We start from the raw sequence: 13889 nt of genomic DNA, 5'->3' as shown, positions 1-13889 counted from the left end.
CGGGCGCACTGACATCCAACGAAGAGGAGACCCGAGAATGAAACGCGAAGACCTCACCGAAAAGCTGCTCGACATCAAGCGCGAGAAGGGCTGGAGCTGGAAACACATCTGCGAGAAGATCGGCGGCTACTCCGAAGTTCTGATCGTCGGCGCGATCCTCGGCCAGATGAAGCTGACAAAGCCGCAGGCGGTTAATGCGGGCGAGCTGTTCGGCCTGTCGAAGGCGGAAGTTGCGATGCTCAACGAGGTGCCGATGCGCGGCACCGGCACGCCGATGCCGCCGACCGATCCCTTGATTTACCGCTTCTACGAGATGGTGATGGTGAACGGTCCGGCCTGGAAGGCGCTGATCGAGGAGGAATTCGGCGACGGCATCATGTCGGCGATCGACTTCGACATGGCCATGGAGCGCGTCGCCAACCCGAAGGGCGACCGCGTCAAGATCACGATGAGCGGAAAATTCCTGCCGTACAAATATTACGGTGCCAGCGGCAATGTGCCGGAGTACGGCTTCAAGGAGGAGTGAGGGGGCGAACGGCGAATTGCGAGTAGCGAATGGACTTTTCCTATTCGCTACTCGCCACTCACTATTCGCTTACAAAATCGCGCCCGGCGCGTAGCTGGCCGCCTCAGGCTTCGCTTTTGCCAGTACGTCGACCTGCTCGGCAAAATGATCGACCTGCGCGCCGGCATCGCCGGAATTGGCGCGGCCGTGATCGAGCACGCGCTGCAGCTCGGCTTCGCTGAGGCCAAGACGCTGGTCGGCAGCGAGACGCTGCAACAGGTCGTTCTGCACGATCTTGCCGGTGCGCAGGTCGCGGATGGCCGCGACCGCATGCTCCTTGATCGCCTCGTGCGCGCCTTCGCGCCCCGCGCCCTTCTTCACCGCTTCCATCATCACCGTGGTGGTCAGCAGGAAGGGCAGATAACGGTTGAGCTCGGTCGCGACGACCGCGTCGAAAATCTCCATCTGGTCGAGCACCGAGAGCAGGGTTTCGAGCAGGCCGTCCATGGCGAGGAAGGCGTCGGGCAGCATGACGCGGCGGACCACGGAGCAGGAGACGTCGCCCTCGTTCCACTGGTCGCCGGAAAGGCCGGCGGCCATCGCGAGATAGCCCTTCAGGACCACATGCAGGCCGTTGATGCGCTCGCAGGAGCGGCTGTTCATCTTGTGCGGCATCGCGGAGGAGCCGACCTGGCCCTTGGCAAAACCTTCGCTGGCGAGCTCATGACCGGCCATCAGGCGCAGCGTCTTGGCGAAGCTGCCCGGGCCGCTGGCGAGATCGACCAGCACGCTGACGGCGCGGAAGTCGAGGCTGCGCGGATAGACCTGGCCGACGGCATCGAAACTCCTGGGCAGACCGAGATGGACGAGGATGCGCTGTTCGAGGGCGCGGGCCTTGCCGGCGTCGCCGTTGAACAAAGTGATCTGGTCGAGCCGTGTGCCGACCGCGCCCTTCAGGCCGCGCGCGGGATAGGTGTTCAGCACGTTGACGAGGCTCTGATGCGCCAGCAGCATCTCTTCGCCGAACATCGCGACGCGCTTGCCGAGCGTGGTGACCTGCGCGGCGACGTTGTGCGTGCGCGCCGTGAACGGCACGTCGCGCAGCTGCTTTGCGTGCCTGGCAAACCGGATCAGCGCGGCGATGCTCTTGGTCTCGATCAGCTGCAGCCCGCGATAGACCTGGAGCTGCTCGACATTCTCGGTGAGGTCGCGGCTGGTCATGCCCTTGTGCAGGTGCTCGTGACCGGCGAGATCGCAGAACTCCTCGATCCGCGCCTTGACGTCGTGGCGGGTGATGCGCTCGCGGCGCATGATCGAGGCGAGGTCGACCTGGTCCTTGACGCGCTCGTAAGCCTCGATCACGCCATCCGGCACCGGGATGCCGAGATCGCGCTGACCCTTCAGCACGGCGATCCAATAGTCGCGTTCGAGGCGAACCTTGCCTTCGCCGCTCCAGATGGCGCGCATCGCGGGCGAGGCATAGCGTTCGGCGAGGACGTTCGAGATTTGATCCTGAGGCATGCCGCTCATTTGGCATTGACCGGGCCTTGCCGCAAGTTGTTATGCGGGAGGCGGCGAACGGGGTTGACAACGTCGTTCGCCGCTTCCTGTCGCCTTATGTCCCGGCTTTCACCTCGGCGGCCGCGACCGCGAGCAGCTCGCTCATCTTGGCCCGAATCGCCTGTTCGGTGATCGCCACGTTCTTTGCGGCGAAATCGCCCATCACCTTGCGCAGGACGTCGCCATCGCCGGCCTCCTCGAAATCGGCTGCGACGACCTCCTTGGCATAGGCCGTGGCGGCCTCGCCGGTGATTCCGAGCCTTTCGGCCGCCCACAGCCCAAGCAGCCGGTTGCGGCGGGCTTCCGCCTTGAACTTCTGCTCCTCGTCGAGGGCGAACTTCTTCTCAAAGCCTTCCTCGCGCTTGTTGATTTCGCTCATGCCTCTTCCAATTCCTTCGCTTTCCGGGCCCCGGTCCGCCTCGTTGCGATGGCCCACGTGCATGCCTAGATAGAGGGCAGGAATCGGCAAAACAACGAGCCGTTAAGCCGCAGGCAAGGCGGTATAAGTCAGCGTCGGATGGACCGGATCGATTGTGCTGCGACAGCCAATCGGATAGGTTGCCTGAAGGCTTGGTTCCCGTTCTGTTTCCTCAGGTTTCCTTGGGGTTATAGACTGGTTCCCGGCCGTTCACGGCAGCTCCGCTGTGGGTCGTAACCTGGTAACCGGAGCACACCAAATACATGGATTTCAACAAAACACGGTACATCCCCATGAGCCGTCGGCGTCGTATTTATGAAGGCAAGGCAAAGGTACTCTATGAAGGTCCCGAGCCCGGTACCCTGATCCAGCACTTCAAGGACGACGCCACCGCGTTCAATGCCAAAAAGCATCAGGTGATCGAGGGCAAGGGTGTCCTCAACAACCGGATCTCGGAGTACCTGTTTCAGCACCTCAATGACATCGGGGTGCCGACCCATTTCATCCGCCGCCTCAACATGCGCGAGCAGCTGATTCGCGAGGTCGAGATCGTGCCGCTGGAAGTGGTGGTGCGGAACGTCGCCGCCGGCTCGCTGTCGCAGCGCCTCGGCATCGAGGAGGGCACGCAGCTGCCCCGCTCGATCATCGAGTTCTATTACAAGAACGACCAGCTCAACGACCCCATGGTGTCGGAAGAGCACATCACCGCCTTTGGCTGGGCGACGCCGCAGGAGATCGACGACATCATGGCGCTCGCCATCCGCGTCAACGACTTCCTCACCGGCCTCTTCCTCGGCATCGGCATCCGCCTCGTCGATTTCAAGATGGAGTGCGGCCGCCTGTTCGAGAACGAGATGATGCGCATCATCGTCGCCGACGAGATCTCGCCGGACAGCTGCCGTCTTTGGGACATCAAGTCGAACGAGAAGCTCGACAAGGACCGTTTCCGCAGAGATCTCGGTGGCCTGCTCGAGGCCTACACGGAAGTCGCAAAGCGCCTCGGCATCCTCATGGAGAACGAGCGTCCGCAGGGCACGGGTCCCGTGCTGGTGAAGAGCTGAAGAGGATTTTGACGTGAAGGCACGTGTCACCGTTACCCTGAAGAACGGCATCCTCGATCCGCAAGGCAAGGCCATCGAAGGCGCGCTGAAGTCGCTCGGCGTCGACGGCGTCGCCAGCGTCCGCCAGGGCAAGGTGTTCGACATCGAGCTCGCCGGCGCTGACAAAGCCAAGGCGGAGGCGGCGCTCAAGGAAGCCGCCGACAAGCTCTTGGCGAACACCGTGATCGAGAACTACGCCATCGAGATGAAGGCATAGGGACGGGCAGCATGGCCGACGTCACACCGGAATTGATGTTCGAGGTGATGAAGTCGATCCAAGCGCGGCTTACGCAGGTCGATGGAAAGATCGACGAGCTCAAGCAAGAAATGCAGCCCATGCGAACGTCCCAGACTGGCATCGGCCACGAAATCACCAGCGTTTTCAGGAGATTTCGAGCATTCATGCCACCCTACTCCGCCACGAAACTCGCTTGGACCGTATTGAAACTCGCCTCGAACTGAATGACGCACCCGCACAATGAAAGCCGCCATCCTCGTCTTCCCCGGAATCAATCGCGAGCGCGACATGGCTCGTGCGCTGAAGCTCGTCTCTGGCCGTGAGCCCGCGATGGTCTGGCACGCCGAGACGTCGCTGCCGGCGGGCACCGATCTCGTCGTCGTGCCGGGCGGGTTCTCCTACGGCGACTATCTGCGTTGTGGCGCGATCGCGGCGCGGTCGCCGGTGATGGATGCGGTGCGCGATTATGCGGGCAAGGGCGGGCTGGTGCTCGGCGTCTGCAACGGTTTCCAGATCCTGTGCGAGTCCGGCCTGCTGCCGGGCATCCTGATGCGCAATGCGCGGCTGAAATTCATCTGCAAGGACGTGCATCTGCGCGTAGAGCGCTCCGACACGCCGTTCACCCGCGGCTACAATGCCGGTCAGGTGATCCGCGTGCCCGTCGCCCATGGCGAGGGCAATTACGAAGCAGATGAAGAGACCATCAAGCGGCTCGAAGGCGAGGGGCGGGTGCTCTATCGCTACTGCTCGGCCGACGGCGTGGTCGACGAGGCCAACAACATTAACGGCGCGGTGCATTCCATCGCCGGGATCATCAACGAGGGGGGCAATGTGCTCGGCATGATGCCGCATCCCGAAAATCACGTCGAAGACATCATGGGCTGCACCGACGGCCGCGGCCTGTTCGCCGGCCTCACCGCACACCTGGAAAAGGCCGCGTGATCCCGTTCGTGTTGAAGCGGCTGTCGGCCGCCGCCGTGGTCATTGCGTTTGCGACGGCGGCATTCGCGCAGGACTTTCCCAAGCGTCCGATCACCATGATCGTGCCGTTCGCGGCCGGCGGCACCTCGGACGTGATCGCGCGCACGGTGGCCGAGCAGATGGGCATCGCGCTCGGCCAGACCATCGTGATCGAGAATGTCGCGGGCGCCGGCGGCTCGACCGCGCTGGCACGCGCCTCGCGCGCCGAGCCTGACGGCTACACCATCGCGATCGGCAATGCCGGCACCAATGCCGCGACCTACACGATCTATCCAAAGCTGCCATTCACGCCCGACTCCTTCGTGCCGATCGCAATGGTGGCGAAGACGTTCGGCATCATCGCGCTGCGCAAGGATTTTCCGGCGAAGGATCTGAAAGAGTTCATCGCCTATGCCAAGGCCAATCCCGGCAAGATCAATCTCGGCCATGCCGGGGTCGGCTCCTCGAATTACCTGATCTGCAAGAGCTTCGTTACCGCGGCGGGGATCGACGCGACGCTGGTCGGCTATCGCGGCGCCGCGCCCGCGCTCACCGATGCGGTCGGCAGCCAGATCGACGGCGTCTGCGACGCGGCGGCCTCTGTCTCGCAGTCGATCAACGAGAAACTGGTGAAGGGTCTGGTCGTCGGCTCGACCGTGCGGCTCGCGACACTGCCGGAGCTGCCGACGTCGGCCGAAGCCGGGCTGCCCGACTTCGAGGCGCAGGGCTGGAACGGCCTGTTCGCGCCGAAGGGCACGCCGCCCGCCATCATCGCAAAACTCAATGCTGCCGCCCGCACCGCCGTGGAAACGGAGGCGGTGAAGAAGCGCTTTGCCGACCTGTCGACCGTCGCGCCGGATCCCGACGAGCACACGCCCGAAATTCTCCAGAAGCTGGTGATGCGCGACGTCGAGAAGTATCGCAAGATGCTGGCGGATGATGCCAAGCAATAGGCGGTTCCCGCATTGGCGGGAAGCGACCTTACGCAGCTGAAGGAATCCGGGCGACGACCTTGATCTCGAAGTCGAATCCGGCAAGCCAATTCACGCCGACAGCCGTCCAGTTCGGATAGGGCGCGTCGCCGATCTCCGCGCTACGGACAGCCATCACGGTTTCGATCTGCTTCTCAGGATCGGTGTGAAACGTGGTGACGTCAACCACATCGTCCAGCGTGCATCCGGCCGCTGCGAGCACGGCGCGCAAATTGGCAAACGCACGCCGGACTTGGTGCTGGAAAACCGGCTCGGGTGAGCCGTCCTCGCGACTACCGACCTGCCCCGAGACGAACAGCAAGTCGCCGGACCGGATGGCAGCCGAGTAGCGGTGCGCTTCGTAAAGTGCATGGCGGTTAGCGGGAAAGATGGCCTCGCGCTGGGGCATGTTTTGAGCCTTTCGAAAAAACACCGGAAAGACGGCCGAATTGCCTTACGGCGCCGGCCGTGGCATCGTTCATATACGCTTCGTATGCGAGATATCGCTCACATACGTGGCGTATGTCAACTGGAAAATGGAGCGAGCATGGCCGAGGGAAAGCGCGCCGCAGCCATGGCGGAAAATCGGGCCAAGCTCATCGGCGCCGCGCGTAAGGCATTCGCCACGCAAGGTTATGCAGACGCTTCGATGGATGAGCTGACGGCCTCGGTGGGGCTGACGCGGGGCGCGCTGTATCACAATTTCGAAGACAAGAAGGGGCTGCTCTGGGCCGTCGTCGAGCAGATCGATGGCGAAATGGCGGAGCGGCTGCGCGCGGTACGGGAGCAAGCGCCCACCTTGTGGCAAGGCCTACTCGCAGAGGGCTCCGCCTATATCGAAATGGCGCTCGATCCTGAAATTCAGCGCATCATGCTTTTGGATGGACCCGCAGTACTCGGTGATCCATCGAAGTGGCCCGGTGAGAACGCCTGCCTAGATATCACCATGCGAACGATCCGGTCACTCATCGAAGAGAGGCTCGTGAAGCCGGTTGATGTCGAAGCGGCAGGACGACTGCTGAACGGAGCCGCGCTGAGCGCAGCGCTATGGGTCGCCGCAGCCGACGATCCGCCATCCGTGCTGAACAAGGCCGTTGAAGCCTTTCGGGAATTGGCCAGCGGATTGTTGCTCAAGCCCATTTGACGGCTGGTGATCTCCAGGCTGGGAAGATCGAGTTGATCAACTGCCAGGTCGCGAGCGGTTCGGCTCTTCGCGTCGGTGGGTTATTAATTGCTTCGCATCCGGGCGCGCAAAGGGAAGGCGTCGCGCGATGCGTTTGCCTGCTGTTACGCCTTCCGCTTCATCCGCTTGATCGTGCCCGAGAAGGTGAACAGCGCCCGTCCGCCGGACATCATCTTGCCGCGCAGGAAGATCAGCGAGCCGCCGGCCCGGCTCACCTCACCGGTGCATTCGATCAACTCGCCCTCCCGTGCCGCATCGAGGAATTCGCAGGCGAAATTGGTGGTCACGGCCCTGCCATCCAGCTCGTGGGTGGCGATCGCGAACAGCGAATAGTCGGCAAAGGCCATGTAGCAGCCGCCGTGGACGTTGCCCGAGCCGTTGAGGTGCTTCTTCTCGACCCTGAAGGCACAGCGGACGCTGCCATCCTGTTCGATCCGGTGCCAGAAGGGCCCAACATGGGACTCAAAACTGTCGCGAATCCAGGTCCGCCAGCCGGCAAACTCCCCCTCGGCGGCGACGTGGAGGTCGGGGCGGCGGGGCGGGAGCGGTTTGGTCAATTCGTGCAAGGAAATAGGCCTTCAATTGCGGGTCTTGAGCCCTTAGATCCGATCCGTTCGCGCAATGCAATTCCTGTTCCCGAGAAGGCCCTCGGCCGCAAAACGTGGGACAGCGGGAAAATGCGTCATAAAGGGCTTTTCGAAGCCATCCGATGTTCCTAAGAACGGCCAAACGCCGCCGAAAGCCCCTGAAGCCATGAAGAATGAACCGAAGATCACCCCCGAACTGGTTGCCGCCCACGGGCTCAAGCCCGACGAATATGAGCGCATCCTGAAGCTGATCGGGCGGGAGCCGACCTTCACCGAGCTCGGCATCTTCTCGGCGATGTGGAACGAGCACTGCTCGTACAAGTCCTCGCGCATCCATCTGCGCGGCCTGCCGACCAAGGCGCCCTGGGTGATCCAGGGGCCCGGCGAGAATGCCGGCGTGATCGACATCGGCGACGGCCAGGCCGTCGTCTTCAAGATGGAGAGCCACAACCACCCGAGCTACATCGAGCCCTATCAGGGCGCGACCACCGGCGTCGGCGGCATCTTGCGCGACGTCTTCACCATGGGCGCACGGCCGATCGCCTGCCTGAATGCGCTGAGCTTCGGCGCGCCCGAGCACGCCAAGACGCGCCATCTCGTCTCCGGCGTGGTCGCAGGCGTCGGCGGCTATGGCAATTCCTTCGGCGTGCCGACGGTCGGCGGCCAGGTGCGCTTCCACACCCGCTATGACGGCAACATCCTCGTCAACGCGATGGCGGTGGGCCTCGCCGACGCGGACAAGATCTTCTATGCGGCCGCCTCCGGCGTGAATATGCCGATCGTCTATCTCGGCTCCAAGACGGGGCGCGACGGCATCCACGGCGCCTCGATGGCCTCGGCCGAGTTCGACGACAAATCCGAGGAGAAGCGCCCGACGGTGCAGGTCGGCGACCCCTTTGCCGAAAAGCTGCTGCTCGAGGCCTGCCTCGAGATCATGGAGAAGGGCTGCGTCATCGCGATCCAGGACATGGGCGCGGCCGGTCTGACCTGCTCGGCGGTGGAAATGGGCGCCAAGGGCGACCTCGGCGTCGATCTCGATCTCGATGCGGTGCCGACCCGCGAGACCGGTATGAGCGCCTACGAGATGATGCTCTCGGAGAGTCAAGAGCGCATGCTCATGGTTCTCAAGCCCGAGAAGGAACAGGAAGCCGAGGCCATCTTCAAGAAGTGGGGCCTCGACTTCGCCGTGGTCGGCTACACCACGCCGAGCAAGCGCTTCGTGGTCAAGCATGGCGGCGACGTCATGGCTGACCTTCCGATCAAGGAGCTCGGCGACGAGGCGCCGGTCTATGACCGCCCGCATATCCCCTCGGCCGCGCTGCCGATCGTGCATGCGCGGGACGTACCGGCGCCGATGGGTGTCGGCGCTGCGCTGGAGAAGCTGATCGGCACGCCCGATATGTGCAGCAAGCGCTGGGTGTGGGAGCAGTACGATCACGTCATCCTCGGCAACACCGTGCAGCGTCCTGGCGGCGATGCCGCGGTGGTGCGCGTGCAGGACGGTCCGAAGGGCCTCGCGCTCACCGTCGACGTCACGCCGCGCTATTGCGAGGCCGATCCGTTCGAAGGCGGCAAGCAGGCGGTGGCGGAAGCCTGGCGCAACATCACCGCGGTCGGCGGCAAGCCGCTCGCGATCACCGACAATCTCAACTTCGGCAATCCTGAGCGGCCCGAGATCATGGGCCAGTTCGTCGGCTGCCTGAAGGGCATCTCGGAAGCCTGCCGCACGCTGGATTTCCCGGTCGTCTCCGGCAATGTCTCGCTCTACAACGAGACCAACGGCCGCGCGATCCTGCCGACACCGTCGATCGGCGGTGTCGGCCTGCTCGACGACTTCACCAAGTCGGCCTCGCTCGCGTTCAAGGCCGAAGGCGAGGCGATCCTGTTGATCGGCGAAACCCACGGCTGGCTCGGCCAGTCGGTTTATTTGCGCGACATCTGCGGCCGCGAGGAGGGCGCGCCGCCGCCGGTCGATCTCGCCGCGGAGAAGCGCAACGGTGACTGCGTGCGCGGAATGATCCATGCGGGCACAGCGACCGCCGTGCACGACCTCTCCGACGGCGGCCTGCTGATCGCGCTTGCCGAAATGGCGATCGCGGGCGGCATCGGCGCCAAGCTGCTGGCGGCGCCGACCGCGCTGGTCCCCCAGGCCTATTGGTTCGGCGAGGACCAGGCGCGCTATCTCGTCACCGTGCCGGAAACGGAAGCCGGCCGCGTGCTCGCCAAGATGCGCGGCTGCGAGGTGCCCTGCGTGCGCATCGGCACCACCGGTGGCGATGCCATCGCGATCGCGGGCGAGGCGCCGGTTACGATCGACGTGCTTCGGAAGTCGTTCGAGCGCTGGCTGCCTGAGTATATGAGCGGGAAGGCGGCCTGAGGGTCATTCCGGGGCGCGCGAAAGCGCGAACCCGGAATCACGAGATTCCGGGTTCGATGCTACGCATCGCCCCGGAATGACTAGGCTCAATCACAGCACGTTCGTTGCCCCGGGGATCTGGCGCAAGGCGCGCGTTAGCGCCCAACTGAACGCGACTGTCAGCACGAACCCGATCGTCGCCTTGGCGATCGCTGGCAGATCATAGTCGAACAGCCAGTATTGCAGCCACAGTGCGATCGGATAGTGCACCAGGAACATGCCATACGCGTCGCTCTGCATTGGATCGAGCAACTTGGCTGAACCTGATTGCTTGAACCTCTGGAAAAAGGCCAGGATCAGAAACATGATGGCTACGCTGAAGACAGTGAAGCAGATGGCATAGAGCGCTTCATACCAGTCCGGCAACGGCGTCGGATTGCCCAGTATTTCGCGCTTGATAAAGATCAGTCCCCACAAGAGGCAATACGGAACGATCGTCAGCACCATCCAGTCCCAGCTGACCTTCGCCATCCGGCCGTCGACGGCGAGCAGCCCGCGATCCATTTGCGCAACGCCAATGCCGGCACCGAAAAAGAAATAGGTCGCGTAGAGCATCACGCGCCCGTGCTGGACCGAGAACGGCCCGAACTCGAACCAACTGCTTGCTCCGAAGTGAACCCGCCCGGGAATGTAGAAGGCCGCGGTCACGGCAAGCATGACTGCGAAGAACGCGGCGGGCCGACGGCGACCGTATAGCGAGAGGCGATTGATCGGATCGAGCAGATTGGGCGACAGCCGGTACAGCAGGCAGGCAACCAGGTCGAAGCCGAATAAGACCCAGAGAAACCAGACCGGACCGCTCGGCCACGGGCCCTTCGTGATCATATTCCAATAATATTCCGAAAAGCCGATCTCGGGATGCTGCCGAAGTGAGATGGCGTAATAGGCGAGCGGAATAACCGTGAAGGCGCAGATCACGAATGGCAGCGCGAGTCGAAGCAGGCGATCCTGCAAATAGTTCAACGGTCCCTTCCGGGCGATACCGGACCAGGCGAACAGTCCCGACAGGAAGAAGAACATCGCCATGAAGAAACTGTCGGTGGCGAGCACGATCATGTCGAAGCCGAAGAAGTACTTCGGATCGGTATGACCGAAATAGGTATAGGGGATCACCGCGTGATGCAGCAGCACCACCAGAGTGAGGAAGGTGCGGGCGCGATCGATCGCCAAATTGCGCGCCTTGCTCTTCGGCGCGGCATGCACCTCTGCGCCGATCGTCGCTGAATGTGACATCGTCATCGTGGCCGCCCCGATCGCGTTCCTGCTCCCGGCTGGACTGTGCCGCCGGGAACTCGATTCAGCAAGGGCAGTTTAGGCGGTAGGTCAGCCGTGGCGACATTAGGAACCAGTTCCGGGCAGCGAAGTTAGCCTTCGCGAATGGGCTTGACGGGGCCGCGACGAGCGGCAGCTATTTCGGAGCTGGCAATGACGATCCTGAAATGGGCGCTGATTTTCCTACTCGTCTCGATCGTGGCCGGCGTGCTCGGCTTCACCGGCATCTCGGCCGCCTCCGCCGACATCGCCCGCTTCCTGTTCTATATCTTCGTCGTGATCTTCCTGGTGCTGCTGATATTAGGGCTCACGGTCTTCAGGGCCTAGCAGGGTTGCGTGGGCGCAGCCGGTCTGCGTCAGCACGCTCAGTCGTCGTGCCCGGGCTTGACCAGGCTTGACCTGGGCATCCACGTCTTATCGATTGCGGCCAAGAACGTGGATGGCCGGTACAAGGCCCGGCCATGACGGCGGCGTGCGAGGCAATTACCCCACTTCCTCGATCTTCACCTTGTCCGGATAGAAGGCGAGATGGCCGGAAATCTCGGTCATCGCGGGGTAGGGCGTCTCGTAGGTCCAGATCGCGTTGTCCAGCGTCTTGCCGTCGGCCTTGACGCTGTAATAGTTCGCGTCCCCTTTGTAGGGGCAGTGGGTGACGCGGTCGGTGCGCTCCAGGAGCGCCATGTTGGCGTCCTCTCGCGGCACATATTGCACTGCCGGATATTTCGCCTCCTTCAGGGTCAGCGCCCTGCTGGTCTCGGCGATCACGATATCGCCCGCCGTGACGCGGACGCGCCGGGGGTTTTGGCTGATGGTGATAGGGTGGTCGGGCCCTAGAAGCTTCATGATTTCACGCCTTTTCGATCAATCTGCCGCGCGGCACTTTGTCGTGCCTTTATCCTGATGGCACGAGGGATATAGTGCCGGAACGCGTGACGCAGAAGCCCGATCACGCTAAGTTTGCCCTTGCCGGCGAGGGGACCCCGGCAGCGATTCGACGGTGAGGCTGATCCAAGCCGAGATTAAGGAGATAGACCCGAATGCCCATGGACGCCCACGATATCGAGGCGATGATCAAGGCAGCAATCCCCGATGCCGAGGTGACCATCCGTGACCTCGCTGGCGATGGCGATCACTATGCCGCGACCGTGATCTCCGAATCCTTCCGCGGCAAGTCCCGCGTCCAGCAGCACCAGATCGTCTATCAGTCCCTGCGCGGCCAGATGGGCGGCGTGCTGCATGCGCTCGCGCTGCAGACCGGGGTGCCAAGTACTTGACCGAATTGCACCTGACCTGATTTCGCGACCGAGGGCACGATGATGGCTGCGGACAATCCGCGCGGCGCGATGTTTCGCGTCATCGTGCCGAACCAGCACAGCCGCGTCACCAATGCCGAGCTGTTCTTCGACCTCGTCTTCGTGTTTGCGATCACGCAGGTCTCGCACACGCTGCTGCACCATTTCACGCCGCTCGGCGCGGTCGAGGTCACACTGCTGTTTCTGGCGGTATGGTGGGTGTGGGTCTACACCGCCTGGGTCACCAACTGGCTCAATCCCGAGCTGACGCCGGTCCGCATCCTGCTCTTCCTGATGATGCTGGGTGGGCTCGTGCTGTCGACGACGATCCCGACCGCGTTCGAGGGCCGGGGCCTGTGGTTCGCGCTCGCCTACGCGACCATGCAGGTTGGACGCACCGCGTTCTGGATGTTCGCGACCCCGCGCCACCGCACCGCGGTGCGGCACAACGCGATCCGCATCCTGGTCTGGCTCTGCGGCTCCGCGGTGTTCTGGATCCTCGGTGGCCTCGCGCACGGGCAGCAGCGGCTGTGGTTCTGGATCGCGGCGCTGACGATCGAATACGTCTCGCCGGCGGTCCGCTTCTGGGTCCCGAAGCTGGGATTCTCGTCGGTGGAGGCCTGGGCCGTCGAGGGCGGCCACATGGCCGAACGCTGCGCCGGCTTCATCATCATCGCGCTCGGCGAGGCCATCGTCGTCAACGGCGCCACCTTCGCCGAGCTGGAGTGGACCGCCGACAACATCCTTGCCTTCGTCTCGGCGCTGGTCGGCAGCATCGCGATGTGGTGGGTCTATTTCCACAAGGGGGCCGAGGCCGGCTCCGAACGCATCTCGAAATCCGCCGAATCCGGTCGCCTGGCCCGGCTCGCCTACACCTACCTGCATACGCCGATCGTCGCCGGAATCATCCTGACCGCGGTCTCGGACGAGCTGGTGCTTAAGCACCCGACCGGCCATTCCGACGTCCGCACCATCGTGAGCACGCTCGGCGGTCCGCTGGTGTTCCTGGTCGGCACCATCCTGTTCAAGTATTCGATCCGCGGCTTCCTCCAGCTCTCGCACGGCATTGCCATCATCCTGCTGCTGGCGCTGTGGTGGTTCGCCGCCGATCTGTCGCCGCTCTGGCTGTCGGTTGCGACCAGCCTGATCTTGATCGTGGTCGCGGTGTGGGAGTCGGTGTCGCTGGGGTCGAAGGCGGAGGAGGTTGAGGACTCGGAACCCGCCTGAGCAAGCGCCTCATCCTTCGAGACGACCGCTGAGCCTGTCATCGGGCCGCGCTTAGCGCGGACCCGGTGGCGGTCTCCTCAGGATGAGGCTAATTCGCGTCAGCGCCCGTTGAAGCTGCCGCCGCACACTCCGTCCTCATCCTGAGGAGCCCGCCTAAGCG

General features: G+C 63.3%; 17 protein-coding genes. 11 read left to right on the top strand and 6 right to left on the bottom strand.

The genetic code is table 11. From position 1 onward, the window contains the following. The first annotated feature begins 37 nt into the window (after positions 1-37). Positions 38-526, top strand: a complete 489-nt coding sequence (gene cynS / locus AC5V87_RS26640; RefSeq protein WP_495368186.1) for a cyanase — start codon at positions 38-40, stop codon at positions 524-526. Positions 527-595: 69 nt separating this feature from the next. Here cynS and purB read toward each other — a convergent pair whose 3' ends face one another. Beyond that, complete coding sequence (gene purB / locus AC5V87_RS26635) at positions 596-2026, bottom strand: adenylosuccinate lyase (RefSeq protein WP_495368185.1); 1431 nt, start codon at positions 2024-2026, stop codon at positions 596-598. Positions 2027-2120: 94 nt separating this feature from the next. Continuing rightward, entirely contained in the window at positions 2121-2444 is a 324-nt protein-coding gene (locus tag AC5V87_RS26630) for a DUF1476 domain-containing protein (protein ID WP_456837628.1), read from the bottom strand. A gap of 332 nt (positions 2445-2776) precedes the next feature. Here AC5V87_RS26630 and purC point away from each other — a divergent pair, with 332 nt between their 5' ends. From purC to AC5V87_RS26605, 5 genes are read left to right on the top strand one after another with little or no spacing between them, the layout of a single operon-like run. Next, complete coding sequence (gene purC, locus AC5V87_RS26625; RefSeq protein ID WP_172782948.1) at positions 2777-3544, top strand: phosphoribosylaminoimidazolesuccinocarboxamide synthase; 768 nt, start codon at positions 2777-2779, stop codon at positions 3542-3544. 13 nt (positions 3545-3557) lie between these two features. Further along, positions 3558-3800, top strand: a complete 243-nt coding sequence (purS, locus tag AC5V87_RS26620) for a phosphoribosylformylglycinamidine synthase subunit PurS (protein ID WP_456837629.1) — start codon at positions 3558-3560, stop codon at positions 3798-3800. Between the two features lie 11 nt (positions 3801-3811). Beyond that, a complete protein-coding gene (locus tag AC5V87_RS26615) occupies positions 3812-4045 on the top strand; it encodes a hypothetical protein (RefSeq protein WP_495368184.1) in 234 nt (77 codons plus the stop codon). Positions 4046-4061: 16 nt separating this feature from the next. Beyond that, positions 4062-4763 (top strand): phosphoribosylformylglycinamidine synthase subunit PurQ, encoded by a 702-nt coding sequence (purQ, locus tag AC5V87_RS26610; RefSeq protein ID WP_495368183.1) that lies wholly within the window; start codon positions 4062-4064, stop codon positions 4761-4763. After that, positions 4760-5734 (top strand): tripartite tricarboxylate transporter substrate binding protein BugD, encoded by a 975-nt coding sequence (locus AC5V87_RS26605; RefSeq protein WP_495368182.1) that lies wholly within the window; start codon positions 4760-4762, stop codon positions 5732-5734. The genes purQ and AC5V87_RS26605 overlap by 4 nt, the downstream gene beginning before the upstream one ends. Positions 5735-5762: 28 nt before the next feature. Here AC5V87_RS26605 and AC5V87_RS26600 read toward each other — a convergent pair whose 3' ends face one another. Then, positions 5763-6161 (bottom strand): RidA family protein, encoded by a 399-nt coding sequence (locus AC5V87_RS26600; RefSeq protein ID WP_495368181.1) that lies wholly within the window; start codon positions 6159-6161, stop codon positions 5763-5765. Positions 6162-6299: 138 nt separating this feature from the next. Here AC5V87_RS26600 and AC5V87_RS26595 point away from each other — a divergent pair, with 138 nt between their 5' ends. Continuing rightward, positions 6300-6896 (top strand): TetR/AcrR family transcriptional regulator, encoded by a 597-nt coding sequence (locus AC5V87_RS26595; RefSeq protein WP_456837634.1) that lies wholly within the window; start codon positions 6300-6302, stop codon positions 6894-6896. Between the two features lie 143 nt (positions 6897-7039). Here the strand turns inward: AC5V87_RS26595 and AC5V87_RS26590 are convergent, their stop codons facing one another. Further along, complete coding sequence (locus AC5V87_RS26590) at positions 7040-7501, bottom strand: PaaI family thioesterase (protein WP_456837635.1); 462 nt, start codon at positions 7499-7501, stop codon at positions 7040-7042. 187 nt (positions 7502-7688) lie between these two features. Here AC5V87_RS26590 and purL point away from each other — a divergent pair, with 187 nt between their 5' ends. Then, positions 7689-9899 carry a phosphoribosylformylglycinamidine synthase subunit PurL gene (gene purL / locus AC5V87_RS26585; protein ID WP_495368180.1) on the top strand — a complete coding sequence of 737 codons (2211 nt, stop codon included), beginning with the start codon at positions 7689-7691 and terminating at the stop codon, positions 9897-9899. A 90-nt stretch (positions 9900-9989) separates the two neighbouring features. Here purL and AC5V87_RS26580 read toward each other — a convergent pair whose 3' ends face one another. Beyond that, a complete protein-coding gene (locus AC5V87_RS26580) occupies positions 9990-11177 on the bottom strand; it encodes an acyltransferase family protein (protein WP_456837637.1) in 1188 nt (395 codons plus the stop codon). 186 nt (positions 11178-11363) lie between these two features. On the opposite strand from AC5V87_RS26580, the gene AC5V87_RS26575 reads away from it, so the two are divergent. Continuing rightward, complete coding sequence (locus AC5V87_RS26575) at positions 11364-11537, top strand: DUF1328 domain-containing protein (protein WP_456837638.1); 174 nt, start codon at positions 11364-11366, stop codon at positions 11535-11537. 156 nt (positions 11538-11693) lie between these two features. Here AC5V87_RS26575 and AC5V87_RS26570 read toward each other — a convergent pair whose 3' ends face one another. Beyond that, entirely contained in the window at positions 11694-12053 is a 360-nt protein-coding gene (locus AC5V87_RS26570; RefSeq protein ID WP_495368179.1) for a DUF427 domain-containing protein, read from the bottom strand. Positions 12054-12247: 194 nt separating this feature from the next. Between AC5V87_RS26570 and AC5V87_RS26565 the strand changes: the two genes are divergently transcribed. Continuing rightward, positions 12248-12484, top strand: a complete 237-nt coding sequence (locus tag AC5V87_RS26565) for a BolA family protein (protein ID WP_456837640.1) — start codon at positions 12248-12250, stop codon at positions 12482-12484. A 42-nt stretch (positions 12485-12526) separates the two neighbouring features. Further along, on the top strand, positions 12527-13729 hold the full coding sequence (locus AC5V87_RS26560) for a low temperature requirement protein A (protein WP_495371945.1): 1203 nt from the start codon (positions 12527-12529) through the stop codon (positions 13727-13729). Positions 13730-13889: the final 160 nt, after the last annotated feature.

It is taken from the genome of Bradyrhizobium sp. SOJA106 (assembly GCF_059448745.1).
Note: the sequence above shows the minus strand (reverse complement) of the source record. Positions and strands in the feature narration are given on the sequence as shown.